24 protein-coding genes are annotated in these 24,640 nt (G+C 55.3%); 12 read left to right on the plus strand and 12 right to left on the minus strand.

Features of this window, described 5'->3' with window-relative positions; all coding sequences use genetic code 11:
- The first annotated feature begins 31 nt into the window (after positions 1 to 31).
- Entirely contained in the window at positions 32 to 739 is a 708-nt protein-coding gene (locus AC0L7R_RS14345) for a cytidylyltransferase domain-containing protein (RefSeq protein ID WP_473657550.1), read from the plus strand.
- Between the two features lie 2 nt (positions 740 to 741).
- Here AC0L7R_RS14345 and AC0L7R_RS14350 read toward each other — a convergent pair whose 3' ends face one another.
- Positions 742 to 1,398: a tyrosine-protein phosphatase gene (locus AC0L7R_RS14350; protein ID WP_473657552.1), complete on the minus strand. Its 657-nt coding sequence runs from the start codon at positions 1,396 to 1,398 to the stop codon at positions 742 to 744.
- A gap of 175 nt (positions 1,399 to 1,573) precedes the next feature.
- On the opposite strand from AC0L7R_RS14350, the gene AC0L7R_RS14355 reads away from it, so the two are divergent.
- The 6 genes from AC0L7R_RS14355 to AC0L7R_RS14380 are packed head-to-tail and all read left to right on the plus strand — an operon-like array spanning position 1,574 to position 7,748.
- Complete coding sequence (locus tag AC0L7R_RS14355) at positions 1,574 to 2,602, plus strand: N-acetylneuraminate synthase family protein (protein WP_473657553.1); 1,029 nt, start codon at positions 1,574 to 1,576, stop codon at positions 2,600 to 2,602.
- Positions 2,599 to 3,369 (plus strand): glycosyltransferase family 25 protein, encoded by a 771-nt coding sequence (locus tag AC0L7R_RS14360; protein ID WP_473657554.1) that lies wholly within the window; start codon positions 2,599 to 2,601, stop codon positions 3,367 to 3,369. Before AC0L7R_RS14355 ends, AC0L7R_RS14360 begins: the two co-directional genes overlap by 4 nt.
- The gene (locus tag AC0L7R_RS14365; RefSeq protein WP_473657556.1) at positions 3,366 to 4,124 is read left to right on the plus strand and encodes a glycosyltransferase family protein; all 759 of its coding nucleotides are present in this window, start codon (positions 3,366 to 3,368) and stop codon (positions 4,122 to 4,124) included. The genes AC0L7R_RS14360 and AC0L7R_RS14365 overlap by 4 nt, the downstream gene beginning before the upstream one ends.
- Positions 4,117 to 5,244: a UDP-N-acetylglucosamine 2-epimerase gene (gene neuC, locus AC0L7R_RS14370; RefSeq protein WP_473657557.1), complete on the plus strand. Its 1,128-nt coding sequence runs from the start codon at positions 4,117 to 4,119 to the stop codon at positions 5,242 to 5,244. The genes AC0L7R_RS14365 and neuC overlap by 8 nt, the downstream gene beginning before the upstream one ends.
- Positions 5,231 to 6,469, plus strand: a complete 1,239-nt coding sequence (locus AC0L7R_RS14375) for a glycosyltransferase N-terminal domain-containing protein (protein ID WP_473657558.1) — start codon at positions 5,231 to 5,233, stop codon at positions 6,467 to 6,469. The genes neuC and AC0L7R_RS14375 overlap by 14 nt, the downstream gene beginning before the upstream one ends.
- Positions 6,462 to 7,748 (plus strand): glycosyltransferase N-terminal domain-containing protein, encoded by a 1,287-nt coding sequence (locus AC0L7R_RS14380; protein ID WP_473657559.1) that lies wholly within the window; start codon positions 6,462 to 6,464, stop codon positions 7,746 to 7,748. Before AC0L7R_RS14375 ends, AC0L7R_RS14380 begins: the two co-directional genes overlap by 8 nt.
- Here AC0L7R_RS14380 and rpe read toward each other — a convergent pair.
- Positions 7,720 to 8,403, minus strand: coding sequence for a ribulose-phosphate 3-epimerase (gene rpe, locus AC0L7R_RS14385; RefSeq protein ID WP_473657560.1), 684 nt, complete (start codon positions 8,401 to 8,403; stop codon positions 7,720 to 7,722). The two genes, AC0L7R_RS14380 and rpe, sit on opposite strands and share 29 nt — an antisense overlap.
- Positions 8,404 to 8,526: 123 nt before the next feature.
- On the opposite strand from rpe, the gene AC0L7R_RS14390 reads away from it, so the two are divergent.
- The 3 genes from AC0L7R_RS14390 to AC0L7R_RS14400 all read left to right on the plus strand — a co-directional run bounded on the left by AC0L7R_RS14390 (position 8,527) and on the right by AC0L7R_RS14400 (position 12,725).
- Entirely contained in the window at positions 8,527 to 9,354 is an 828-nt protein-coding gene (locus AC0L7R_RS14390; RefSeq protein WP_473657561.1) for a helix-turn-helix domain-containing protein, read from the plus strand.
- Positions 9,355 to 9,427: 73 nt separating this feature from the next.
- On the plus strand, positions 9,428 to 10,423 hold the full coding sequence (gene deoC / locus AC0L7R_RS14395; protein ID WP_473657562.1) for a deoxyribose-phosphate aldolase: 996 nt from the start codon (positions 9,428 to 9,430) through the stop codon (positions 10,421 to 10,423).
- Positions 10,424 to 10,427: 4 nt separating this feature from the next.
- Positions 10,428 to 12,725, plus strand: a complete 2,298-nt coding sequence (locus AC0L7R_RS14400; protein ID WP_473657563.1) for an aldehyde dehydrogenase family protein — start codon at positions 10,428 to 10,430, stop codon at positions 12,723 to 12,725.
- A 92-nt stretch (positions 12,726 to 12,817) separates the two neighbouring features.
- On the opposite strand, the gene AC0L7R_RS14405 is transcribed toward AC0L7R_RS14400, so the two are convergent.
- The 10 genes from AC0L7R_RS14405 to AC0L7R_RS14450 form a co-directional block, all read right to left on the minus strand.
- Entirely contained in the window at positions 12,818 to 13,516 is a 699-nt protein-coding gene (locus tag AC0L7R_RS14405; RefSeq protein ID WP_247127247.1) for a DUF1523 family protein, read from the minus strand.
- Positions 13,517 to 13,524: 8 nt separating this feature from the next.
- The gene (locus AC0L7R_RS14410; protein ID WP_473657564.1) at positions 13,525 to 13,791 is read right to left on the minus strand and encodes a hypothetical protein; all 267 of its coding nucleotides are present in this window, start codon (positions 13,789 to 13,791) and stop codon (positions 13,525 to 13,527) included.
- Between the two features lie 3 nt (positions 13,792 to 13,794).
- Entirely contained in the window at positions 13,795 to 15,186 is a 1,392-nt protein-coding gene (locus AC0L7R_RS14415) for a DUF6638 family protein (protein ID WP_473657565.1), read from the minus strand.
- A 23-nt stretch (positions 15,187 to 15,209) separates the two neighbouring features.
- Complete coding sequence (locus AC0L7R_RS14420; RefSeq protein ID WP_473657566.1) at positions 15,210 to 15,554, minus strand: hypothetical protein; 345 nt, start codon at positions 15,552 to 15,554, stop codon at positions 15,210 to 15,212.
- Complete coding sequence (locus AC0L7R_RS14425; RefSeq protein WP_473657567.1) at positions 15,554 to 17,488, minus strand: AAA family ATPase; 1,935 nt, start codon at positions 17,486 to 17,488, stop codon at positions 15,554 to 15,556. The genes AC0L7R_RS14420 and AC0L7R_RS14425 overlap by 1 nt, the downstream gene beginning before the upstream one ends.
- A gap of 27 nt (positions 17,489 to 17,515) precedes the next feature.
- Positions 17,516 to 18,637: a hypothetical protein gene (locus AC0L7R_RS14430; protein ID WP_473657568.1), complete on the minus strand. Its 1,122-nt coding sequence runs from the start codon at positions 18,635 to 18,637 to the stop codon at positions 17,516 to 17,518.
- Positions 18,624 to 18,986, minus strand: a complete 363-nt coding sequence (locus AC0L7R_RS14435) for a hypothetical protein (RefSeq protein ID WP_473657569.1) — start codon at positions 18,984 to 18,986, stop codon at positions 18,624 to 18,626. The genes AC0L7R_RS14430 and AC0L7R_RS14435 overlap by 14 nt, the downstream gene beginning before the upstream one ends.
- On the minus strand, positions 18,983 to 20,062 hold the full coding sequence (locus AC0L7R_RS14440; RefSeq protein WP_348394101.1) for a coiled-coil domain-containing protein: 1,080 nt from the start codon (positions 20,060 to 20,062) through the stop codon (positions 18,983 to 18,985). Before AC0L7R_RS14440 ends, AC0L7R_RS14435 begins: the two co-directional genes overlap by 4 nt.
- Before the next feature lie 120 nt (positions 20,063 to 20,182).
- A complete protein-coding gene (locus tag AC0L7R_RS14445; RefSeq protein WP_247127254.1) occupies positions 20,183 to 20,980 on the minus strand; it encodes a L,D-transpeptidase in 798 nt (265 codons plus the stop codon).
- Positions 20,981 to 21,152: 172 nt separating this feature from the next.
- Positions 21,153 to 22,358, minus strand: a complete 1,206-nt coding sequence (locus tag AC0L7R_RS14450) for a M24 family metallopeptidase (RefSeq protein WP_473657570.1) — start codon at positions 22,356 to 22,358, stop codon at positions 21,153 to 21,155.
- 164 nt (positions 22,359 to 22,522) lie between these two features.
- Here AC0L7R_RS14450 and AC0L7R_RS14455 point away from each other — a divergent pair, with 164 nt between their 5' ends.
- Positions 22,523 to 22,978, plus strand: a complete 456-nt coding sequence (locus tag AC0L7R_RS14455; RefSeq protein WP_473657571.1) for a hypothetical protein — start codon at positions 22,523 to 22,525, stop codon at positions 22,976 to 22,978.
- A gap of 88 nt (positions 22,979 to 23,066) precedes the next feature.
- On the plus strand, positions 23,067 to 24,545 hold the full coding sequence (locus tag AC0L7R_RS14460) for a succinate-semialdehyde dehydrogenase (protein ID WP_473657572.1): 1,479 nt from the start codon (positions 23,067 to 23,069) through the stop codon (positions 24,543 to 24,545).
- Positions 24,546 to 24,640 lie beyond the last annotated feature (95 nt).

The following is a 24,640-nucleotide window of genomic DNA, read 5'->3' on the forward strand; positions in this document are numbered from 1 at the left end:
GAACAAGGCACCAAAAAGAAAGAGAACTGACATGATCATTGGTCACATTGGCGCGCGCGGCGGCAGCAAGGGCGTTCCGGGCAAGAACTTCAAACAACTTCACGGCAAACCCCTGATTGATTGGTCGCTGGACCAATTGTTCGCCTCTCAAGACGTCGATCATGTTGTCGTCTCTTCTGATGATCCGGAAATCTACGAGCATGGCCTGAAACGTGGCGGTTTGGATATCGGCATCCGCCCAGCCCACCTTGCCAATGATACCGCTGGTAAATGGGGTGTTTGGCAGCATGCATTAGAAGAAGTCGAAAAGATCACTGGACCCGTCAGTACCTTTATTGATCTCGACTGCACATCACCGTTGCGATTGCAGGAAGATCTGGACGGCGCCCTGACACTATATAAGACCGAAAAGCCGGACATGGTGATGTCGTGCTGCGAAAGCCGGAAGAACCCCTATTTCAACATTCTGGAATTGGACGAGACCGGTAGCCTGCATGTGTCCAAACCATTGCCCGGAGGGGTCGTCGCACGGCAGCAAGCACCGAAGGTCTTGGATCACGTCGGGTTGGTCTATGTTTTGAACCCCGACTATCTGCGCACGGCAAAGTCGTTATTTGAAGGGCGTGTGATCCCTTACGAAGTACCAAACGAACGAGGTCTTGATGTGGACAGCCCCATCGACTGGGAGATCATTGAATTCCTGATGGGGCGCCAGATTGCGAATGGACTGAAGGGTTAGACTTACCAGCCTTCCCACAGTTTCTGTTTGGCCTTCATCGCGGCATAGCCCGCTTTGGTTTCGTCTTCGTCATATTCAGTCTCTACCCAAGTCCGAATATCAATCTGGTCTTGGGCGCGACGGGCAAGATAGGTTTCGAGCACATAGTCCAGAATGCCCGTCGAAGACTTGCGGATATGAAGGTAACGGAAACTCAGCTGCGCGCGCACCGTGTCGTCATCTGCATCGCTATAGGCCAGCAGATAGAATGCAGACGCCAGACCGGTCCGATCCGCGCCTGACTTGCAATGGATCAGGAACGGTTTTTCAATCGCCTCAAAGGCTTCAAACAACTGAACCAGCCGGATCTTCTGCGGGGCTTTGCGCGCGCTTAGGCCAACTGTCACGATCTTCAGACCCAGCGCATCGCAGGCTTCTTTCTCAAACAGGTAAAACGGTTCTTTCAAACCGCCGCGCAAGTTCAAGATCGTTTTGATCCCCATTTCCGCGTAAGCCGCAAAGCGATCCGGTGACGGCTGGTTCGACCGGTAGACGCCATCAGCCACCGCTTCAAAATTGTGCCACTTCCGACGTAGGACGTCGTGGTCCTGCCAATCGAACTGGCGCAACGCACGCGCGCGGCCTTCAGGGGTGTCGATTTCGTGGGGCCGCTTCGCCATGGTATCGTCCTTCGTTCAAGGTCTCGCTGATGCAATATTCCACGCTCTTTGACAATAAACGCCCCTCTCCTTCTTTTGGCCCTCAATATCCCGGGGGTTTGGGGGCTGGCCCCCAATTGCCCTGCCCTCACAAACCTCGTAGACCAAAGCAAAGCAGGATAAGTGAGAAACACACATGGATATCGCAGGCCGCAAAATCGGACCATCGCACCCGCCTCTCGTGATCGCAGAAATCGGGATCAACCACGGCGGCGACCTGGATGTCGCAAAAGAAATGGTGCGCCTCGCCGCGGGTAGCGGATGCGAAATGATCAAGCATCAGACCCATATCGTCAGCGACGAGATGACCGAAGAGGCCAAGCAAATCTTCCCACCCAATGCGGATGTGTCGATCTGGGACGTGATGGAGCGTTGCGCCCTGTCGTTAGAAGACGAAGCAGAGCTGAAACGCTACACCGAAGAACTGGGCATGATCTGGATTTCGACACCGTTCTCACGCGCTGCTGCTGATTTTCTCGAAACGCTTGATGTTCCTGCCTATAAAATCGGGTCGGGCGAAGCGGACAATCTGCCGCTGATCCGTCACATCGCCGCCAAGGGCAAACCAGTGATCATGTCCACCGGCATGCAAACCATCGAGACGATCCGCGCATCAGTTCAAATCCTTGAAGACGCCGGCATTGAATACGCGCTGCTGGAGTGCACGAACCTTTACCCGTCGCCGCCAGAAATTGTGTCGCTGCAAGGTGTGACTGATCTCAAGGCCGCCTTCCCCGACGCGATTGTCGGCTTTTCAGATCATTCAATTGGGCCGGAAATGGCGCTTGCCTCTGTCGCCCTTGGTGCGTGTATCTTGGAACGCCATTATACAGACAGCCGTTACCGCGCAGGTCCCGACATTATCAATTCCATGGACCCCTCTGAATTGCGGCACATCATTGACCGGTCTCGCGAAATTCACACGGCCCTTCATAACCCCAAACAACGCACCGACGCCGAAGGTCCGGTTTATGCCTTTGCCCGTGCGTCTGTCGTGGCCGACCGCGATCTGGTCGCAGGCCACGTGATCCGCGAATCCGATATCTGGGCACGCCGCCCCGGATCGGGCGAAATCGCAGGCTATGAATTCGATAAAGTCGTCGGCAAAACCCTGACACGTGCAGTCACCCGCAACACGCAACTGAAGTGGAGCGATCTTTCGTGACCCATACCCGCGCAGATATCGGGGTTTGGGTCATCAATCTGGACCAAGACAGTGACCGCATGTCAGCAATGGCAACCCAGCTTGATGCGATGGGCCTGCCTTTCCAACGCTTTGCGGCTGTCTACGGGAAAGACCATTACGACACATTGATCCAAAACGCCGATGAAGCCGCCTACCAACGCAATATGGGCTCCAACCTATTGCCCGGAAAGCTGGGCGTTTTTGCGAGCCATACAAAGGTGTGGGAAGCTTTCATCGCGTCCGATCATGAAATCGCGCTGATCTTGGAAGACGATGTCGTGTTTCACAATGATTTTCGCGACAGTCTTGATCTGGCTTTGGCGCAGTCTGGCAAATGGGACACCCTGCGCTTCAACTGTATCCGTGCAAAAATGCCCGTCGCGCAGGGCAAGATCGGGCCGTACACGCTGAACGCTTATGTCGGCCCATTTACGGGCAACGCGGCTTATCTGATCCACAAATCGGTCGCAGAACGAGTATTGCCGGGCCTTTGGCCGCAAACCCGTGCGTTGGACCATGAACTGAACCGGTTCTTCAAACACAACTTCCGTCAATTCGGGTTAGAGCCCTTCAGCAGTCACGTTGATGATGGCGGCACCAGTTCCATCACCGGCACAGCACATGGGTTGCGCCGGAAACTTCCGCCATTGCAGCGGCTTCCCCATTACAGGTTGAAGGCCGCGAACTATTTCCGCCGCTTCTTTTGGCTTACGAAGAATGGTTACATCTTGGGACGCAAGTCATGAAGCTGCATTTTCAACACCTGCGCGAAACCGACAATATCGGGGATCGGTCCTGTTCCCCATTTGATTACTTCGATTGGGGCGATGCGACTGTTTCAGATGTGCGCAACGGCGACACGCCTGCCTACGATGTTGGTATCTATGGTGGCGGTAAAATCTTTGGCGGTTTGTCAAAATACGCGGGTGTCAGGCGTGACAAGGATGCCGTGAATATCGCGTGGGGCGTGGGCACCGTTCAATCGTTCCCGTTGTCTTGGCGTTACATGAAATCGCGCCGATCCATGGATCTGATCGGGAGCCGCGACTTCGGTGACAAACGGTACACCTATGCGCCCTGCCCCAGCTGTATGGCCCATCAATTTGACGCTCCCGACGCACCAGTACACGACGTCGTCTTCTACGCGCACGGCGGTAAGACCGCGAAGATGGGGTTGGACATTCCGGACCACATCCCTGTGCTGACGAACGAATGCAAAGACTTGGACTCCGCCCTGCGTTTTATAAGCAGTGGCGCGACAGTTATCTCGAATTCGTATCACGGAGTTTATTGGGGGCTATTGATGGGCCGCAAGACGCTGTGCGTCCCGTTTTCGAACAAGTTCGGCGGATATCGGCAATCACCGCATTACGCCACGCCAGAGAACTGGCCAAGCGAGATTAAAAACGCCATCGCCCGCCCCGAGATGCGTGATATCGTGCGTGATGCGACACATGCCTTTAAAGCCAAAGTAGATGCACGGATTGATGAACATGTCTGACCCTAAATCAATCCTGTTTGTCACCGGAACTCGTGCTGATTTCGGAAAGCTTGAACCGCTTGCGATTGCTGCGCGGGATGCAGGTCTGACCGTTTCATTCTTTGCCACGGGGATGCACATGCTGTCCCGCTACGGTTTGACCAAGCTGGAAGTGCAACGCGTGCCGGGCGTGACCGTGCACGAATACCTCAATCAAAGGGAAGGCGATCCGCAGGACATTATTCTTGCGAAAACCGTCACCGGCTTTTCCGACTTCGTCCGCGAAGCGAAACCCGATCTTGTGGTTATTCATGGCGATAGGGTCGAAGCATTAGCCTGTGCGCTGGTTTGCGCCACAAATTACATTCGGTCTGCCCATATTGAGGGTGGCGAAGTCTCTGGCACGATTGACGAAATTTACCGCCATTGTAATTCGAAACTGGCCAGCCACCATTTCGTCAGTTCCGAGGACGCCGCGCGACGCGTGAAAGCACTGGGCGAAGATACAGGTGCGATTCATGTGATCGGATCACCAGAGCTTGATTTTCATGCGGGGCCTTCGGGTGTGTCGTTGGACGAGGTCAAAGATCGCTACGCCATCCCGTTCGATGAATTCGGTATCTGCGTGTTCCACCCCGTCACATCCGAAGCGGATACGATGGCCGCCCAAGCCCGCGACATGTTCGGCGCATTGGACGCGTCGGGGCGTAATTTCGTCGTGATTGCACCGAACAACGACCCTGGCAGCACAGGCATTTTCGACGCAATCGCGGCACTGCCAACTGAACGTTTCCGCATTCTGCCATCCATGCGGTTCGCCTATTTTTCGGAACTGATGAAACACGCGGCATGCATGGTCGGCAATTCATCAGCGGGGGTGCGAGAGGCGCCATTCTTGGGGCTGCCGTCGCTCGACATTGGCACTCGCCAAACCGACCGGGCCAAGGCCGCATCGGTGCATTTTGCCAATGCGAACGAGATGCAAAAGATCGCGGATTTCTTGCAAGATCATTGGGGCGAACGCCACCCGCGTGATGAAGGGTTCGGCGCAGGATCAGCCGCTGCGCGGTTCGCCGATATTCTGCAATCAGACACGTTCTGGACTGGCGATCTGCAAAAGCGGTTCCATGACGGCGACTAAAATGCCCCTGAGCCTGCGGGCCTATCTGGGTGCGACGCGCGTTGTACCGCTGATCGCGACACGGCACCTCAAACGACGGGTCGCACGCGGTAAGGAACACACGACCCGATGGACCGAAAAACGCGGGGAACCCAGCACCGCGCGGCCACGTGGCACCCTGATTTGGCTGCATGCGGTGGGTTTGGGCGAAGTCCTATCGTTGCGCGGATTGATCACCGAAATGGCACAAAACTGCGATGCGCATTTCCTTGTGACGTCCAGTACGCGGGCAGGCGCGCAAGCATTTGCCGACAACGCCCCACCCCGCACGATTCACCAATTTCTGCCGTTGGATGCCCCTAACTACCGACGCCGTTTTTTGGACCATTGGCAGCCTGATCTCTGCATCTGGGTGGAACAGGACATCTGGCCCGGTTTTGTCGTTGATCTAGCGCAGCGCGGCATCCCGCAATGTCTGATTGCGGCGCGGATGGACGCCAAAAGCTATGCAAAACACGCGCGATCACAAACGACATTTACGTTTATTTATGATCAGATGCGGAAGATCACGGCGCAAGATCCCCAAACTGCCGATCATTTGGCGAAACTGGGTGCGAAGGCTGTGACGGTCACGGGATCACTGAAATCAAGCGCACCGCCACTTCAATGCGATGTCGAAGAGCATAAACAGCTTCGCGAGATCACGGCTGGTCGTTTCATCTGGGCGACTGCGCCCGCACATCCCGCGGATGTGGCGCTTGCACTGGCCGCACAAACCGACCTGATGCAGACAAGGTCCGACGCCCTACTGATTATCGCGCCGCGCTTTCCAGATGAACCCATCAACATCGCATTGCCGCACACCAATCGCGCGGCAGGCGAAGGGCCAACCGCTGCCGTTTGGGTCATGGATACGTTTGGCGAACTTGGATTGGTGTACCGCTTGGCCCAAGCGGCCCTGATCGGCGGCACCAATAACGACACCGAAGGGCACAATCCTTGGGAAGCCGTAGCGCTGGACACCGCGATCCTACATGGCCCGCGAACCGCGAATTTCGCGTCCGATTTCAAGGCGCTAGACGCGAATGGAGCGATCGGCATTGGCTCGGCCCGTGAAATTGTCGATGCGTTGAATAGTGACTTGCCTGCAATGGCCGCCGCATCAAATGAGCTGCGCAAGACACTGGCAGACGAGACAAAAACCTTGGCGCATACACTTACAAAAATGGTGCCTAATCATGTCTGATTTCCCAACGCTTGCGCTGCGCCGCTTTTTCCTACTCTACAAATTGCTGTGGATTGTTGGGCTACCGTTCGCGATTGCCTATCTGTTTTGGCGCAGTCGCCGCGATCCAGACTACAGACGGCACATTGCGGAACGCTTTGGTTTCTACCGCAAAAGCCTTGATAGCCCTGTTTGGGTGCATGCCGTTTCCCTAGGCGAATTGCGGTCCGCCGTGCCGCTGATTCAACGGTTGCTGGATGAAGGCAACACAATCGTCACGACGCATTTCACGCCCGCAGGCAGACGCGAAGCCGAACGGGTTTTCGCGACCGAAATTGCAGAGGGGCGCGTGCAGGTGATCTGGATCCCGCTTGAGTTCAAATGGACTTTTCGCCGTTTCTTTTCCGCCTTCCGCCCCCGTTACGGGTTGGTCATGGAAATCGAAATCTGGCCAGAAATGATCCGCAGTGCCGCAGAAAACAGCATCGCCCTTTTTGCATGCAATGCGCAATACCCGCTTAAATCCTTCACCAGAGATCTTGAAAAATCAAAATGGCGTTTTGATCTGCACAGCGGCTTCGCCGGTGCTTTCTTGAAATCAGATCTGCAAGCCGACCGCTTTGCGCAGGCTGGGTGTCCGAACATCCATGTCACAGGTGAACTCCGGTTTGATCAACCGATCCCGTCGGATCACGTATCTAAGGGGGCGGCGATCAAGGCCGGCATAAATCGCCCCACCGTGACCATTACGAGTGTCGTGAAAGGCGAAGACGACACTTACATCCGAGCCATCAAAGCAAACAAAGACCGCTTGTATATCTATGTTCCCCGAGCGCCCGAGCGCTTTGATGAAACCTTCGACATGCTGACCGAAGCGGGCCTAAAAGTCGCGCGCCGCTCTGACCTTTTTGACAGTGATCTGACGCTTATCGGCGATCCGAACGTCGATGTCATTCTGGGCGACAGCATGGGCGAGATGTATTTCTACCTTGCCCTGTGTGACGCCGCGATCATCGGCGGCAGCTTTGTGACGAAGGGTGCGCACAACATTTCGGAACCCTTGGCGCTTGGCAAACCCGTCATTGTCGGGCCGCACACATGGACGATTGAATTCCCGATTGTCGAAGCGCTTGCCGCGGATGCCGCAGTTCAGGTTACCGATTCAGAGGCTTTGATTGCACTGTTGCGGTCAGACGCCATTCCCACGTCGCAGGCCGCAACCGCCTTTTTTGCCAGCCAAAAGGGTGCAGTCGCCCGCACCCTTGCCGCGATCAAGACTGAGACGCAGCAGCCCGAATAGCGCGCATATTCTCGCCGTAAGGGGCCGGATCAGTCACTGATCCACCACGGAACACCGCAGACCCTGCGACTAAAACATCGGCCCCGGCTGCTGCGACCAAAGGTGCAGTTTTCGGGTCAACGCCGCCGTCAATTTCAATGTGGATCGGACGGTCGCCAATCATCGCCCGCAGTTTTGCGATTTTTGTGGTCATATCGATGAACTTTTGCCCGCCGAAACCGGGGTTTACGGTCATCACGCAGACCAAATCGACCATGTCCAACAAATCGGCGACAGCCTCTGCAGGGGTGCCGGGGTTCAGGGCGACGCCTGCTTTGCAGCCCAAGGCCCGAATGTTTTGCAATGTGCGGTGAATATGAGGCCCCGCTTCGACATGGGCAGTGATCACATCGGCACCAGCTTGCGCAAATCCTTCGAGGTATGCGTCAACAGGTGAAATCATCAGATGCACGTCCATCACGGTTTTAATGTGCGGGCGCAACGCCTTACAGGTCTGCGCGCCAAAGGTGATCGCAGGGACGAAATGCCCGTCCATCACATCAACGTGGATCCAATCCGCGCCTTGTGCCTCGACCGCTTCGCATTCCGCGCCGAAGTTGGCGAAATCGGCGGCAAGGATCGAAGGGGCAATCTTGATGGAGCGATCAAAAGTCATGGCAATGTCCGGTCTGTGTCAGGTTCGCCCTGCCATAAACTGCGGCGTTTGAAATGTCATCGGTTCCGTTTGCGCAAACATCAATAGGCTTTGCGTTTTACAGTGATCTGCTAGGTTTACCTTATGACACATACCATGCGCCAAAAATCGATTCTCGCAAATGGACAAGCCGTTCATTTAACACGTGCAACCGTCCTACCGCGCCGCCCGAAATCTTTGCATACACACGACTATGTCGAAATGTTTTGGGTGCAAAACGGGATCATCCGGCATCATGCGGACGACGGCGTCGACACGCTTTCCGAAGGCACGCTTGTCGTCGTGCCAAAAGGGCAAACGCATGCACTGCAAGGCAAAGGTGAACATGCCATGGTCGTCATGCTGTGTTTGTCGACAAAACTGACGAGCGGCATCGTGAAACGCCATGCCCCCTGCGCGAACATCTTACAGGTCCCGACGATCCGCACATTTTCGCGCGATACCCGCCAGTTAGCGGCGCTCAACCAAGCAGCCATGCGCCTTGAACGCAGTCCTTGCGATGCGTTTGCTGCAGAGGCATTTTTGCTACCTTTGCTCGTTGATCTGTTGGATGCGCCAGAATTCACGGATGCACCAGCGTGGCTAACGAAAGCCTACACCGATGCCCAAGACCCCGCCGTTTTCCGGCAAGGGGCAGCGGGGTTTGTCGCACTGACAGGAAAGGCGCATCCGCACGTCAGCCGGACGATGAAGCACTTCAGCGGTCTAACACCTGTGCAATATATCAACGACTTACGTATGAAGCACGCGGCACGGTCTTTGACGGGGTCAAGCGATCCACTGTCGGAAATTGCGTCGGAAATTGGTTTGCCGAACCTGTCGCATTTCCACAAATTGTTCCGCGCAAAATACGGTGTAACGCCCGCTCAATATCGGGCAGACAAGCAACGTCACGTCGTCCAACCAGAATAGCATTTGACCAAAAGGTCAAAACTTGCCAAGACAGGACCTTCATGCAACGCTCGCATGACGTATCGGAGGCACTATGCAAACGCTTAGCCAAACACACACGACGCCCGATCAGCTCCCTCAGGTTCACGAACCCCGTAACGACGGTATTCCGTTGGATTTGGAATGGGTGAAATCTGTTCAGGCAAACACGTCCGCCATTGAACGCCGCGCAGCAACGTTGCCGGGTCGGCGGTCCGTCAAAAAAGATTATCAGGCCGCGTGGCTGTGCAAAGCGATCAGCGTCATGGACCTGACCACGTTGTCCGGTGACGACACCGAGAACCGCGTGAAGCGCTTATGCGCGAAGGCTAAACAGCCCGTGTCCCCCGCTCTGCTGGAAAAGCTGGGAATGGAAGGCCTGACGACGGGTGCCGTTTGCGTTTACCACGATATGGTTGAAACCGCTGTGAAAGCGCTCGATGGCACGTCCATTCCTGTCGCTGCCGTGTCGACGGGTTTCCCTGCTGGTCTGTCCCCATTCCACCTACGTATTCAAGAAATCCGCGAAAGCGTTGCTGCCGGTGCCGAAGAAATCGACATCGTGATCAGCCGCCGTCATGTTCTGAACGGAAACTGGCAGGCGTTATACGATGAAATGGCCGAAATGCGCGAAGCCTGCGGTGAAGCACATGTAAAGGCGATCCTTGCAACGGGCGAGCTTGGCACATTGCGCAATGTCGCCCGTGCCAGCCACGTTTGCATGATGGCCGGTGCTGACTTCATTAAAACATCAACGGGTAAAGAACCTGTCAACGCGACCCTGCCTGTCACCTTAACCATGATCCGCGCGATCCGTGCTTACCAAGAACGGACCGGCATCAAGGTCGGCTACAAACCCGCGGGCGGTATTTCCAAGGCGAAAGATGCTTTGGTCTACCTTGCCATGATCAAGGACGAACTTGGTGATCGTTGGCTCCAGCCTGATCTGTTCCGCTTCGGCGCATCGTCCCTTCTGGGCGATATCGAACGCCAACTCGAACACCACGTGACCGGCGCATATTCCGCCCAATACCGCCACCCGATTGGATAAGCCGATGACCATCAAAGAAATTTTCGACACCATGGACTACGGCCCAGCCCCTGAATCCTCAGCCGAGGCTTTGCAATGGCTGTCCGACAAAGGCGGCATCGCTGGACATTACATCAACGGGAAATGGGGTGCGCTGCGTGATGATTTCGCGTCAACGAACCCGGCGACTGGTGAACGTCTTGCCGGTGTGACCAAAGGCACCGCCGACGAAGTCACCGAAGCCGTCAAAGCGGCGCGCAAAGCCCAGCCCGCATGGGCGAAGGACGGCCACAAACGTGCACGCGTTCTATACGCCATCGCCCGTTTGATGCAGAAACATTCCCGTCTTTTGGCGGTGATGGAAGTGCTCGACAACGGCAAACCGGTCCGCGAAGCCCGCGACATCGACGTGCCGCAAGCGATCCGCCATTTCTACCACCACGCAGGATTCGCCCAACTGATGGACGACGAACTGCCCGACCGCGAAGCTTTGGGCGTCTGCGGCCAGATCATTCCTTGGAATTTCCCGCTGCTGATGCTCGCGTGGAAAATCGCGCCAGCGCTTGCGATGGGCAACACGGTTGTGTTGAAACCTGCTGAATACACATCACTGTCCGCCATGGTGTTTGCAGACATCTGCACCCAAGCAGGCGTGCCAGCGGGCGTCGTGAACATCGTGACCGGCGACGGCGACACGGGTGCGGCTTTGGTGAACGCAGATGTCGATAAGATCGCCTTCACAGGCTCCACAGCCGTAGGCCGGATCATCCGCGAACAAACGGCTGGCAGCGGCAAAGCGCTGTCTCTCGAACTGGGGGGCAAGTCGCCCTATATCGTCTTTGACGACGCGGATATAGATTCTGCCGTCGAAGGTTTGGTTGACGCGATCTGGTTTAACCAAGGTCAGGTCTGCTGCGCGGGTTCACGGCTTTTGGTGCAAGAAACCATCGCCGACGCGTTCTACGCCAAGCTGAAAGCCCGCATGCAAGGCCTGCGCATTGGCAACCCCTTGGACAAATGCATCGACGTGGGCGCAATTGTGGACCCGATCCAGTTGCAGCAGATCACCAAAATGGTCAGCGACAACACGGACGGCGAAACGTTCCAGATTGCGGCACCCGAGGGCTGTTTCTATCCACCGACCCTGATCACAGGCCTGTCGCCCGCGTCCACCTTGATGCAGGAAGAGATCTTTGGTCCGGTCCTCGCGGCAACCACATTCCGCACGCCATCCGAAGCGATCGAAATTGCGAATAACACCCGCTACGGGCTCGCCGCGTCGGTCTGGTCCGAGAATATCAATCTGGCGCTGGACATGGCCCCAAAACTGGCCGCAGGCATCGTCTGGATCAACGGCACCAACATGATGGACGCCGCAGCAGGTTTTGGCGGCGTGCGCGAAAGCGGTTTTGGCCGTGAAGGCGGCTGGGAAGGCCTGGCTGGCTACACGAAGCCGAAAACAACCGCGAAACCGGTAAAAGCGATTGCTGCGTTTACTGGCGACGATGCACCTAGTGATCCGCTGGACCGGACTGCGAAACTGTATATTGGTGGCAAACAAGCACGTCCCGATGGCGGCTACAGCCAAGCGGTCTTTGCACCAAAAGGGGCGCGTCTGGGTGATGTGTCGCTTGCGAACCGCAAAGATCTGCGCAACGCGGTTGAAGCCATGAACGCGGCCAAAGGCTGGTCCAAGACGACGGGGCATCTGCGGGCGCAAATCCTCTACTACATCGCCGAAAACCTGTCCGCGCGGGCCGACGAATTTGCAAACCGGATCAAAGCCATGACAGGAAAATCCGGCACGGCAGAGGTCGAAGCATCCATTCAAGCGCTGTTCACAGCTGCGGCTTGGGCGGACAAATACGACGGTCAGGTGCACGGAGTGCCTGTGCGCGGCGTGGCCATCGCCATGAAAGAACCGGTCGGCAAAATCGCAGCACTTTGCGACGACACTCCGCTATTGGGCCTGATCCAAGCGATGGCGCCTGCAATCGCGATGGGTAACCGGATCACGCTTGTGGCCAGCGGGCCATTTCCGCTCGCGGCAACGGATTTCTACCAAATCCTGGAAACGTCTGATGTGCCAGCTGGTGTCGTCAATATCATCACGGGCGACCATGCCGAACTGGCACCGCATATGGGCAAACATATGGACATCGACGCGGTTTGGTCGTTCTCACCACAGGACCTTGCAGCGACAATCGAAGCGGGCAGTGCGACGAACCTGAAGCGGACGTGGATCACACAGGCACCAACGACCAAAGAAACGTTGATGCAGGCGACAGAGGTCAAAAACGTCTGGGTGCCTTACGGCGAATAACGCACGCAGATTTCGCGAGACAAAAAAGGGTGGGAGGCTGCAAAGCCCCCCACCCTTTTTCAATTATGTCGTAGGCGCAGCCTACATTTGGATCAACGCTGGTTGTCTTTGGACCGCCATGTGTTCATCCAGCGCTTCACCCCGCTTTGACGCTTGGCAACACCCGCTTGGACCTCGTCCAACCGATGACCCGCGCTATCCAGAAGTGGATCGACGGACCGTTCACGCAATTGCATCCACATCGCCCGCACAAAGAAAAAGCCGATGATCAACGCGATGAAGAAGAAGATGTTAAACCACGGGATGACCTGATGATCCGGCCCTGTCGCGGGTTTTACACTAACCGCGTTTGGGAAAATCGACAGAAACGGAATACGCCAGCCATAATGCGTAACCACCGACCAATTCCCGTTCTCTGAAGATGCATCCCTACGCGCAAGGCTCGCCGCTTCAGCCTGCAGGTTAGAGCTGTCGAACTTGAAATACGGCGGCCAAATCCAGCCCGTATCTTCGTTCCGGTAGACGCTGACCCCGATGGAATCACGTTGGACGAGACCAAAAAGAAACGTCTTCTTGCGATCTGCGTAAATGTAGAAAATATCGCGGTTTTCCAGCACGGCACTGCCGATGTCGGCTTGCGAGTAGAACCATTTGTTAAAGCCACCAAAGTCGGTCCGCTTGGTTTCCACTTGCGTGATTTGCACAACGTCATGTTGCGGCAGCACGTAGTGGAAAAATGATCCAAGGATCACGAATAGAAGGACACGAAAGATGATACGGAAACGGCGCATATTGGACCTCAATTCGCGTTTGTTAAGTAAATGATTGTCGCCACGACAAGCGGCGGGATCACAAAGACCAGAGCAATCAGTTTCGGCCGAAAGCTGTTGTTGTAGGCTTGAACGCCCTTATCGACAAATTCCTTGCGCGTCATGTTCGCAATCGGGTTTTCGTCGTATTCATTTTCGAGCTTTTCGCGGCGCACTGACCGTGAATAGACTGAAATAGAAAGATAAATAACGCCAAGCGCGATAAATCCAAAAACGACTAGCCTGACCAATCCCATTGTCTATTTCCTTCCCACACGGCCCCACGGGCCTACGCGTTCTATCACGTCGTGGCGGATTTCATACCCACCCTTGTTTGTCCATGGTCCCGCAGGTCGTGCGGGTGCGGCCTTGGGTTCTTCCATCGGCGCCTCGTGTCCAAACAATGCCTCGCGCGTTCCGGCCTTATCGACCTGATATTCACGAACCAAAAAGTCGACGACGTAGGCGCGTTTTTTGTCCGACCACGTGGCATAGGTTTGATAGAACGCCTCTTTGTGGCAAATGAATAATTGCCGGATATCCAGTGGCGATAGTTCGGCAAGCAGCATGTTCACCAGATCAGCGTCTGCATGATCTTTGGCCCGCAGCGTATAGAAATAGGCCGGATGATCCGCCGTGATCTTAGGCCAAGGGCCGTCTTCTTCTGCCCAACGTGCAAGTGCGGCAAGGCCCTGCCACGCCTCCGGCAACAGTTTCGCATAGCGTCGCCCCAAGTTGCGCAGATCGCGGCGGGTCGCACCTGTCAGGTCTTCCTCCATGGTCGCCGCAACCTCGGCCACCATGAAATCCATTTTCTGGTGCAAGATCGCAGCTGCATCAACGCCGCGTGCTTTCACGATGGGTTCCACCAGATCATTCAGTTCAAGAAACTTTGCAATCCCGCGCCGTTCGTCGAAATCAAACTCAAACGCGATTGGTAGGTCTTTCAACGCCGTCTTGTCACCGTGAATGATTGCGGCAGGATGTTCGACACCACGGAAAATGTACATTCCGCCGAAATGCGCTGTCCAAAAGTTATCCTGCCCAAATTCAGCAGAGGCCAGCGTGACCGGATTGCGCGTCACGTCACCTGTTTCCTTGGCCAAGCTGATCATTCGACCGATCAGAACATCGTCAAACCACGCGTCTTGTTTGGTCTTAAAGTCGTCGATCATCTCGCGCAGCTTATGCGCCGTTGCCACTGTCCCTTGGGTCGTATCCGCTTCGACAGTGACTTTACGAATATCAAACAAGCGCGCAGGCTGTTCGACGTGGTAAACTGAATTCACCAACTCGCCTGCGACTGCGTCCCGTGTCGTCAGGGCAAACAACTGGCTTTCGTTATCCAAGATGAATTGCTTGAGAATACCGCGCGACGTCGAAAACTTCGCATTCAGCAAAGGCGCGGTTTTCTGCTCCGTCGTCAGCAATATGAACTGCCGGTTCACACCTGCGTGGTTCAGATATTGGTCATCGCCCAATTCATCGCCGATCTCGGGAGAATAGCCGGAGATGTCGATGTGAAAGTCGGTCAAAGTCGTCTCGAACCGCGTCAGATGCTTCAGCGCACGATTGTACCGTTCCACCAAAATCGGGCTATCCACCCGGATCAGGTTGCCAAACATCAGGCCATTTTCGATAAGTCTATGCATTGCTCAGTAATTCTCGTTGCACGTTACCATTCCACCGATGTCCATGTTCGCGGCAGTCCCGCAATCGACAGCACCATGATCGGTGCCCAGATGATGCCCGCCGAGACGGACAGACGGACGAAAAACAACAGTGTTTGCCCGATGCCGCCCACTGTCAGCGTAGCCAGTGATGCCCCTTGGATCATGTAGAGCAGCAAGAATAGCCCGCTTGTCAGCGCCAGCATGATGACGAACGACAGTAAGGACAAGATGACCAAGGGTTTCACCCCTTCGGCCATAACCGTCGATAGCAATTTCGGCACGAGCCATCCCATCAACGCCAAGAACAGCGCGGGGAATAGAAGACTGGAGCCGAATGCCTCTGCCATTATCCTTTGTCTTTCAGGTAGCGGCGCTTGGCTTCTTCTTGGCGACCAAAGTCGCGCACCATGTTCTCAATCGCCACTTCGTCTGATTTGTCCGCGTAGCGGAATTCACTGTCGGCGTAGCGGTTGATTTCTTGCAGCACCATATCCGTCGTAATCGGCTGACGCAGGTCCGCGATCATCGCCTTTTTAGCGTCGTAGTCTTTGAACAGGAACAATTCGGGATTTTCCATCCATTCGTCCGGCAATTCAAAATCCATCGCGCGAACCTTCACCGCGTCCGTGATGTTCTTGATCGCCCGACCGGTAAAGCGTTCGTCCGCTTCTTGAATACCCTTCAGATAGGTCCCCATCTTGGCAATCGTATCAAGTTCACCGACCTGATCGCGCACACGGTCGAACACCCGCATCAGGCCTTCTTCGTGCGGCTTTGCGTGGCCTTCGAATGACGCCGCAACCGCTTTTTTGATCTCTTGTGCGCTGAACACTTCGTGGTCACCCACGGGAATATCATGGTTCTTGCCCATCAGCAGATAAAGAATGTCGATGTAATCGTCCCGCGTCTGCGGTCCGTCCACAAGGAACCGCGCCCCTGCCCGCTGGCGCAACGCATCATCCACGTTTTCAGGATAGTTCGAAAACATCCCGAAGGTACAATTCCCGCGCACGACGGTATTGGCCCCCGCGAAGCTTTCCATCAGGACAGCAGTAATTTCGAGCTGACCCGCAGATGACTGCCGATCCCCGCGCTTACCGGCAAGCTGGTCGATGTCGTCGATTGTGCCAAAGCCGATCGCATTCGGATCAAGCACGTTGTTGATAAACGCCTTCGCGTTCTGGCCCGATTTACCCTGATAGCTATCGATATTGTCGGTGCTTAGGTTCTGATACCGGAACGGATAGCCCGCGACCTGACAGTAGTTATTGATCAAGCCTGCCATCATTTGGATCAACGTCGTTTTACCCGTGCCGGGTTTGCCGTCGCCCATAAAGGTAAAGATGAAACCGCCCAATTCGGCAAACGGGTTCAGTTTACGTTCGAAATCATAAGCCATCACCATCTTGGCCAGCTTCATCGCCTGATATTTAGCGATGTGGTTACCAACGACTTCGTTCGGTTTTTTGAACTGCATCGTCAGTTTGGTGCCCTTCGCCTTTGTGGCGGGGCTGAAACCATCAACGGTGAAATCATCGGCTTCGACGTGCCAAGATGCGGCGATGAAGGGCTCTAACCGCGTGGCGGTGCTGGCGCGTGCGGCAACCTTGTCCATTAACGCCTCGGCGAAGGCGAGGATTGTGGCGACGAGTTTCGGCTCAGACGTCGCGTGGGTCGCGATGTCTTGATCTAACTCCCAAAGCACACCATGCAGCGCAAGCTGGCCGTTGTCGGTGAGAACTTCATCGACTTCGCCGACCTCAACAGTGTCTTCAGTCGCGTGAGATGCCAGCAGAAACGCGGTTGCAGAGCCGAAGACGTAGAGCGTGACCAAGGCCTCCGCCGTCAGCAATTCGGAAAACTCAGTGCGGTTCGCGTCAGACAAACCACCTTCCAAATTCGCGCGCTTCAGGTCTTTTAACGCGGTGCGTTCTGCGAACTGATCAGCCACGCCCAGCGCAATCGCGATCGCGCGGCGCAGGCTTTGCAGAACAGTGGCTTGCAGGGGGGATGTCAGGCCATCGCCGCCTTCGACCGCTTCAATGCGTGTGGTCAGTTGGATACCTTCGGCGCGTACGGTGCGGCGTGTGGCCAGCCCCGGTGTCGTGGACCGGAAACGTCTGCGTGTGCCAACGCCGGAAGACCGTTCAACTGGCGCGTCAGCCGTTGCCGTCGCGATGCGCGGCGCATGATCGAACCCGTCAATCAGGTCGAGTGCGGCGGCATAATGGCTGCGAATATCATCTTCGCGTAATTCCATCTGATCACTGGTTTGGCTCATCGGTCAAATACTCACTTTATCAAAATCTTAGCGGTGGCTCAGCACGCGACCGCGGTCGCTGACCACAAATTTACGCACGTCACGAAACCCCGGCGGATTACGTTCGGCAAGCGCCTGATAGGGCCGTTCGGGCATAATCAACGACCGTTCCATCCGCGTCGCACCCGTATCAGCACCCTGCCCCGCAAACGGATCAAGCGCGAAGATTTGCCGTTCAACCGTGCCGAACCAACCGGATTTCACACGTTCCACGCGATCCGCGACCAGTTCTTCTTCGGTCCAGACCAGCGCCCAATCTTCACCAACGGGGCTGTTCGCGGCGGCAAGGACTTCGCGCAATGGACCGGTTTGCCGCGTGAACGCGTTCGAATACATCGGCCCGATATGAAAACGGCGCAACCGCACGGGATGCAGATCGTCAAAATCTTCGTCAAAGCCCTTGGCAATCGTCAGCAGTTTCAGATGCGCGACAGACTGCGCCATGAGATGCGCCTGCACTTCAGGCCAACGCCGTTCGTCTTTGGGCAAGCCGGTGCGCCCGCTGTCTTCGACATCCATGAGGTAGATCGTCGGCAAGTTCACTTGGCTATCATAGACCGCCCAATGGATTTGGAACGTCCGCCTGTCGCCCTCATTGCCGATCCAAACAGCTTGTGGATCGTTGCGCGCCCAGAACTGGTACCCTTTGAGCAGTTCCTCGTAATAAAGCCGCTGCGACAGTGCGTATTGCAGCTTTGTCGGGATCTTCTGTTCGCCAACAATCGTGCGGACCATCTGGTCTTTCAGGTCCTCGGCGGACGGCATGGTCGCCAAATGCCGTTCGGCCTGTAGCGCATCATTTGCCATCTCAAGCAGCTCTTGATACACCGGAAAGCCGCTTTCGACCCGATCAAAGGTCAGCTGCCCCGCGTGGGAAAAGCGGCCCGAGAAGTGGTATTTATGCGCAAGCGAACGGAACGTGATGTTCAGCCCCACCAGATACCGGGCGACCGCATCAATATCGCGTTTGGACAAGCTGCGTTCAGCCTGCATCGTCGCCGCAACCTTGTTGAGGTACTGCGTGATCCGTTCAAACTTGCCGAAGTAGCGCCGCGTGACGCGGGTGTCTTCGAGTTTGAAGTGGTCGTCGGAGAGGTCAGTTTGTGGCATCTGGATCCTCTCCGGTTCGGTCGATGTGCATGATCCACCTGAAGATGAAGGCTGTCGGACCTGTGACATAGGTTGAGCGATACATTCTCGCAGAAAAACTCGTACCGTCAGCAAGCCCCCTTAGCCCCGCAAACCAAACAAAACGACATGCCACCCTGAAAATCACACCAAAAAACAAAGTCGCAAAAAATATCGCCGTAAAAACATCCAATAGATAGCTCATCCCACTGTCATCCGCGACGCTTTCGATCCCGGCATTTTTACTCAAAAATAGCGAGATTAGCGTAACGGCGAAAAGCGCAAACAAGCTGACAAGAGAGGTTAGAACAAGCTGCGCCTTGAATGTCACTCTGCACCATACTCATTGCTATCATGCTTCTCCACGATCTTCGCAAACCGCCGCACGAACCGCTCGTCCGCTTTTGCTTTCTGCTCAAGCACTTCACGCGCAAAGACCATGTGGTCTTCGTGGGCTTCCAGCATGTCAGCCATCCGGTTGTTGGTCGCAGCGCCAATCGCGGCCATGGCAGTCTGGGCCTCTTGGTCCGTCTTCACGCCGATCTCGTTGATCTGGTGGGCGACGTCCTGCTGTTGGGCGGTCTTCAAGGACTTCGACAGGGCATCGTACAGCACAACCCGCTGCTTCGTGTCCGTCTCAAGCTTGTTGATCAGCACCATCTGGGTCGCGGCTTGGTTCTGTAGTGAATCGATCCATGTCTTGCCCTTCTCGATGTAGCGTTCCAGCGTCTGGGATTTCGCGACCAGAACCTGTTCGGCCTGCACCAGTTCGTTATATTTCTGGTTCGCCGCGGCCAATTCGCTTTCCAGCTTTGTCCGTGCAGCGGCGTCCTGTTCGACGGAAATCTTGTTCTCAAGCGCAATGATGTCTGGATCCATCGCAAGGATATCGGCACGCGCCGCTTCGAGTTCGCCAACAGTGACTTCACGTTCATCAAGCGTACCAGTCAGGTTGTTTTCAACGCTGACCTTCTGTTCGTTCAATTCGGCCAACTGCGTTTGCAGCAACTTCGTGATCACGTCGGATTTGGAAATCAGGTCTTGCAATTTGTCATCGACGGACGCTGTGCGCATCCGTTCCTGACGCATGCTGTCCGCCTTCGCCTTCGAGAAAATCCCGATGAAGGTTTCCATGCCCGTCTTGTTGCGCATTTCGTCAAAGTCTTTGGAGAATGCAGACGTCACATCATCCAAACCCATGATCAGTTCGGCGATGTTGGCGTTCATCAGTTCGGTGTGCGCGTGAACTTCGTCCAGCGACGCGTTTTCGATGTCGACGGAAATGTCTGTCCCTGCCGCCATTTTCTGACGTGCAGTTTCAATCCGGCTGGTCAAAGCGGCGATCTTGTTTTGCGCCTCTGCGACCTGTTCTTGTGATTGTTGAATTTGCGCGTCGAAATCGGCCATTTGAAAATTCCCTGAGGTTAGTCTTGTTACAACTAACCTAGGAAATGCAGGACCGATTTACAAATGCAGATCACACGCTTGGCGCGATTTTGGGGGAATACCTTACCCCAAAAAATCGGGTCAGCTATCGATGAACAGCTCCACATCGTCCGCGTTCGGTTCTTCCGTGCCGAATAGTTCCTCACGGGACAGGATTTTCGGCGGAAGTTCGACACCACGTTCGTAGTTTTCCGGATCAACCCGCAGGGATTCTTCACGGCTGCGAATGTGGACTTTGGTCGGCACATCCACTTCTTCGTATAGATGGATGATGTCGTGGTTGAACATGCGGATACAACCTGCAGAACCGGAATTACCAATTGATTCCAGATCGTTGGTGCCGTGGATGCGGTAATACGTGTCACGCCCGCCGCGATACAGATACAACGCGCGGCTTCCCAACGGGCTGCTTAGGCCACCGGGCACGCCGCTTGCGAAAGGACCATAAACTTCGGGTTCGGTGCGCAGCATGTTCTGCGTTGGCGTCCAACCGGGCCATTCGCGCTTCAGCTTGATGGTCGCACCACCGTTGATGGATCGACCTTGGCGGCCAACACCAACCGGATACCGCACGGCAGATCCATCGGATTTAATGTTGTACAAAAACTTGGCGTAAGGATCGACATCGATCGTGCCCGGGCCTTGTTCACCAAGATATTGCCCAACCATCCGGCGGTTAATCCCTTGGGTATAGGTATCAGGGATGCCCGGCAGACTATACTCACCGTCTTGGATCGGGCCGTAGCCTTCCATGAAATTGATCTGCGGCTCAAAATCTTCGGCTGCATTCGATGCGGGAATACGTGGACCGCAGGCAGCCGTCGAAGCAAGAAGCATGGCGCCAAAAGTGCGTCGATTGAAAATAAAAGAATCGGGCATGGCAGCACCTTTTAGAATTAATTCAAGCGGTCTAGCACAATCACCGGTTAGCGTGAAATCACCATAATGTGGGCCGGTAAGAGTGGTGTGCGAACGCAACAGTCCAAGTCAGAACCAATTCCAAGGCGGAAAGTTCCCCCATAAGAATGGGGAAACCCGTGATGTTGGTGCGTCAGCCGATCACGTTGTGGTCAGGCCCATAGGGGAAGCCAGTGATGTTTTCTGCCCCGTTTTGATTAATGATCAGGATATCATGTTCGCGATACCCGCCTGAGCCGGCCTGACCTTCAGGAATTGTCAGCATGGGTTCCATGCTAATCACCATCCCCGGTTCGAGCACCGTATCGATATCTTCACGCAGCTCTAATCCGGCTTCGCGCCCGTAATAATGAGACAGAACGCCAAAGGAATGCCCGTAGCCAAAGGTCCGGTATTGCAGAAGATCGCGTTCCGCAAAGAAGTCGTTAATCTTATGCGTCACCTCGGCGCAGCTTACGCCGGGTCTTAGTAACGACATGCCATATTCATGCGCCCCGACGTTGGCTTCCCAAATGCGGCGGCTTTCGTCGTCCACATCGCCCACAAACAACGTCCGTTCAAGCGCGGTGTAGTAGCCGGAAATCATCGGGAACGTGTTCAGTGACAGGATATCACCTTGTTCCAACTGACGCGATGTCACCGGATTATGCGCACCGTCTGTGTTGATCCCTGACTGGAACCAGACCCACGTGTCCCTGTATTCTGCATTGGGGAAGCGCCGCGCGATTTCGATCTCCATCGCATCGCGGCCCGCCATTGCGACGTCAATTTCACGGATACCGGGCTTGATGGCGTCACGGATGGCGTAGCCACCTACGTCCGCGACCGCTGCACCCTGTCGGATCAGGTCCAACTCTGCGGTGGATTTGTGCATACGTTGCCGCATTGTATCCAACGAGACATCCAGCAACGCAGCCGGAGCGAGAAAAGCCGACAGTTTTTCAGATTGCAGGATCGTCAGGTGATCCATTTCGTAACCAACGACTTTGCTCGTGCCTGTGACCGACAAAATGGCGCGCCAGTAATTGTCGCGTTCCCAATCCGTATAGACAATATTATCGCCAAATCCGCGTCGCCATGGTTGCGCGGCATCAATGCCTGCACTGGTAGTGACGACCTGTGTTTTGGTCACAACCAGCGCGTAAGGACGGCCAAACGCGCAATACAGAAAACCGGAATAATAGCCGATATTGTGCATTGATGTCAGAACGCAGGCATCGATGCCCTTGATGGCCATGGTCTCGCGCAGGTTTGCGAGGCGGGCTTCGTATTCTGCATCATCAAAGGGAAGCGTGCGTTCGCCTTGCTGAAATCTGTGAAATTGAGTGCGGGTAGTCATCGTTTTAGACCTCATAACATAAGGTCCCGGCGTTCAGGACTTGCGGGTGTTATCGACCGCGACGCCATCGCGATCCCCATGGTCAAATCTTTAGGCGGCACGGCTGCGTTTTGGCAAACGAAATTCACGTGACACGATGTTCTTTCCGCGGCAGACTATCCGGCATGTCTTTGTTTCGTCGCCTTCTTCCTGTTGTCTTTTCTGGTGCGGGTTTGCCCTTTGGCCTCGGTTTTCTGCGCCGCAGTCGGTCGCGCCAGCCGAAACTTGGCAAGCCCTTGCCCGCAGATAAAACGCGCGTCCACTTTTTCGCGGGAAACTTCGCTAGCAAAGATGCCGCGCGGCATTATTGCTTTCACAGCGAACGCAATGTCCCCGAAGATCTAACCCGCGAATTGCCCGATGCCTTCATCGATATTGCACATGTCGAAGTCGTGTTTGGCGGACATCGCGAACGCCTGTCCGACTTTTTAGACGTGGACGGAGTCGAGACGTTGTTGCGCGAAATCGATCACAAAAACACACTTGTCATGATCGCAGAACAGGCCTTCGGCGGTTTTCCTTACGCATTAAACGACACGTCCGTTCTGCACTACATTGGCGATAAGGTGGTCGACGTTTAGCCTGCATCGATACGCCCAGTTCACTTTTGTCCTTTACCTACCCCACCATCAGCCCCAGATATGAGGCAACACGAATGGGGAGATCGCTATGCTTGACCAAACAACTGACCTCGCTGGGCGCCTGTCCCGCCCTGACCTGATTTGCACAAAGGCCTATGTGGGCGGCGAATGGGTCGATGCGAAAGACGGCAAAACCTTTGACGTCATCAATCCGGCCCGCGGCGATGTGATTGCGAAGGTCACCGATTTGTCGCGCGAAGACGTCGCAGATGCGATCAAGCTCGCCGAAACCGCTCAAAAAGGCTGGGCCGCGTTGGCCGCCAAAGAACGGTCCAAAGTCCTGCGCAAATGGTTTGACCTGATGATGGCCAACCAAGAAGACCTTGCCCAGATCATGACCGCAGAACAGGGCAAACCGCTGGCAGAGGCACGTGGCGAAGTCGCCTATGGCGCGTCTTTTGTTGAATGGTTTGGCGAAGAAGCAAAACGCGTTTACGGCCAGACGATCCCCGGCCATATGGCTGACAAACGTATCCAAGTGATTAAACAGCCAATTGGCGTGGCCGCTGGTATCACGCCTTGGAACTTCCCCAACGCGATGATTGCCCGCAAAGTGGCCCCAGCATTGGCGGCAGGCTGTGCATTTGTTGTGCGTCCTGCGTCCCTGACACCGCTGTCTGCCCTAGCCATGGCGAAATTGGGCGAAGAAGCGGGTATTCCTGCTGGCCTGTTTTCCGTTGTGACATCTGATGACGCATCTGGCGTCGGCAAGGAATTCTGCGAAAATCCGATTGTGCGCAAATTGACCTTCACAGGCTCAACCCCCGTTGGGCGCATCTTGCTGAAACAAGCCGCTGATCAAGTAATGAAGTGTTCGATGGAACTTGGCGGCAATGCCCCGTTCATCGTGTTTGATGACGCTGATCTGGACGCTGCTGTCGAAGGCGCGATTGCCTGCAAATTCCGTAATAACGGACAAACATGTGTCTGTGCCAACCGGATTTACGTGCAGGCGGGTGTCTATGATGCATTTGCGGAAAAGCTGAAAATTGCGGTCGAAAAACTGGCTGTGGGTGACGGGCTGGAAGACGGCACGGCACTTGGTCCGCTGATCGAACCGAAAGCCGTGACAAAAGTCGAAGAGCACCTGAAAGACGCGTTATCCAAAGGTGCTACGGTTCTGACCGGCGGCAAGCCGCATGATTTGGGCGGGCTGTTCTTTGAACCGACCGTCGTCACGGGCGCGACCAAAGACATGCAGGTCGCAACTGACGAAACCTTCGGCCCATTTGCGCCGTTGTTCAAATTCGAAGATACGGATGACGTGATTGCGCAAGCCAACGACACGATCTTCGGGCTCGCATCCTATTTCTACGCCAATGACCTCAGCCGCGTGACCAAGGTCGCAGAGGCACTGGAATACGGCATTGTGGGTGTGAACACAGGTATCATCTCAACCGAGGTTGCGCCGTTTGGCGGTGTCAAACAATCCGGTTTGGGCCGTGAAGGATCCAGCCACGGCATGGATGACTACATGGAAATGAAATACATCTGTACGTCTGTATGATTTGCACGGGCGGGTGCACGTGCCCGCCCTTCACCAATCTGTGATGCGCCTTTGCTCCCCTTTGCTGATTGCGGCCGTTAAGGTATCTCAAAACA

The organism is Yoonia sp. D2-7 (assembly GCF_055809435.1).

Bases quoted from the DNA above. Each gene is read 5' to 3' on its own strand.
- AC0L7R_RS14450 (WP_473657570.1), bottom strand. From the start codon at position 22,358: ATGACTACCCGCACTCAATTTCACAGATTTCAGCAAGGCGAACGCACG.
- rpe (WP_473657560.1), bottom strand. From the start codon at position 8,403: ATGACTTTTGATCGCTCCATCAAGATTGCCCCTTCGATCCTTGCCGCC.
- AC0L7R_RS14405 (WP_247127247.1), bottom strand. From the start codon at position 13,516: ATGCGCCGTTTCCGTATCATCTTTCGTGTCCTTCTATTCGTGATCCTT.
- AC0L7R_RS14460 (WP_473657572.1), top strand. From the start codon at position 23,067: ATGCTTGACCAAACAACTGACCTCGCTGGGCGCCTGTCCCGCCCTGAC.
- AC0L7R_RS14400 (WP_473657563.1), top strand. From the start codon at position 10,428: ATGACCATCAAAGAAATTTTCGACACCATGGACTACGGCCCAGCCCCT.
- AC0L7R_RS14345 (WP_473657550.1), top strand. From the start codon at position 32: ATGATCATTGGTCACATTGGCGCGCGCGGCGGCAGCAAGGGCGTTCCG.
- AC0L7R_RS14425 (WP_473657567.1), bottom strand. From the start codon at position 17,488: ATGAGCCAAACCAGTGATCAGATGGAATTACGCGAAGATGATATTCGC.
- AC0L7R_RS14375 (WP_473657558.1), top strand. From the start codon at position 5,231: ATGACGGCGACTAAAATGCCCCTGAGCCTGCGGGCCTATCTGGGTGCG.
- AC0L7R_RS14390 (WP_473657561.1), top strand. From the start codon at position 8,527: ATGACACATACCATGCGCCAAAAATCGATTCTCGCAAATGGACAAGCC.
- AC0L7R_RS14455 (WP_473657571.1), top strand. From the start codon at position 22,523: ATGTCTTTGTTTCGTCGCCTTCTTCCTGTTGTCTTTTCTGGTGCGGGT.
- AC0L7R_RS14350 (WP_473657552.1), bottom strand. From the start codon at position 1,398: ATGGCGAAGCGGCCCCACGAAATCGACACCCCTGAAGGCCGCGCGCGT.
- AC0L7R_RS14380 (WP_473657559.1), top strand. From the start codon at position 6,462: ATGTCTGATTTCCCAACGCTTGCGCTGCGCCGCTTTTTCCTACTCTAC.
- AC0L7R_RS14430 (WP_473657568.1), bottom strand. From the start codon at position 18,637: ATGCCACAAACTGACCTCTCCGACGACCACTTCAAACTCGAAGACACC.
- AC0L7R_RS14365 (WP_473657556.1), top strand. From the start codon at position 3,366: ATGAAGCTGCATTTTCAACACCTGCGCGAAACCGACAATATCGGGGAT.
- AC0L7R_RS14410 (WP_473657564.1), bottom strand. From the start codon at position 13,791: ATGGGATTGGTCAGGCTAGTCGTTTTTGGATTTATCGCGCTTGGCGTT.
- AC0L7R_RS14445 (WP_247127254.1), bottom strand. From the start codon at position 20,980: ATGCCCGATTCTTTTATTTTCAATCGACGCACTTTTGGCGCCATGCTT.
- AC0L7R_RS14415 (WP_473657565.1), bottom strand. From the start codon at position 15,186: ATGCATAGACTTATCGAAAATGGCCTGATGTTTGGCAACCTGATCCGG.
- AC0L7R_RS14420 (WP_473657566.1), bottom strand. From the start codon at position 15,554: ATGGCAGAGGCATTCGGCTCCAGTCTTCTATTCCCCGCGCTGTTCTTG.
- deoC (WP_473657562.1), top strand. From the start codon at position 9,428: ATGCAAACGCTTAGCCAAACACACACGACGCCCGATCAGCTCCCTCAG.
- neuC (WP_473657557.1), top strand. From the start codon at position 4,117: ATGTCTGACCCTAAATCAATCCTGTTTGTCACCGGAACTCGTGCTGAT.
- AC0L7R_RS14355 (WP_473657553.1), top strand. From the start codon at position 1,574: ATGGATATCGCAGGCCGCAAAATCGGACCATCGCACCCGCCTCTCGTG.
- AC0L7R_RS14440 (WP_348394101.1), bottom strand. From the start codon at position 20,062: ATGGCCGATTTCGACGCGCAAATTCAACAATCACAAGAACAGGTCGCA.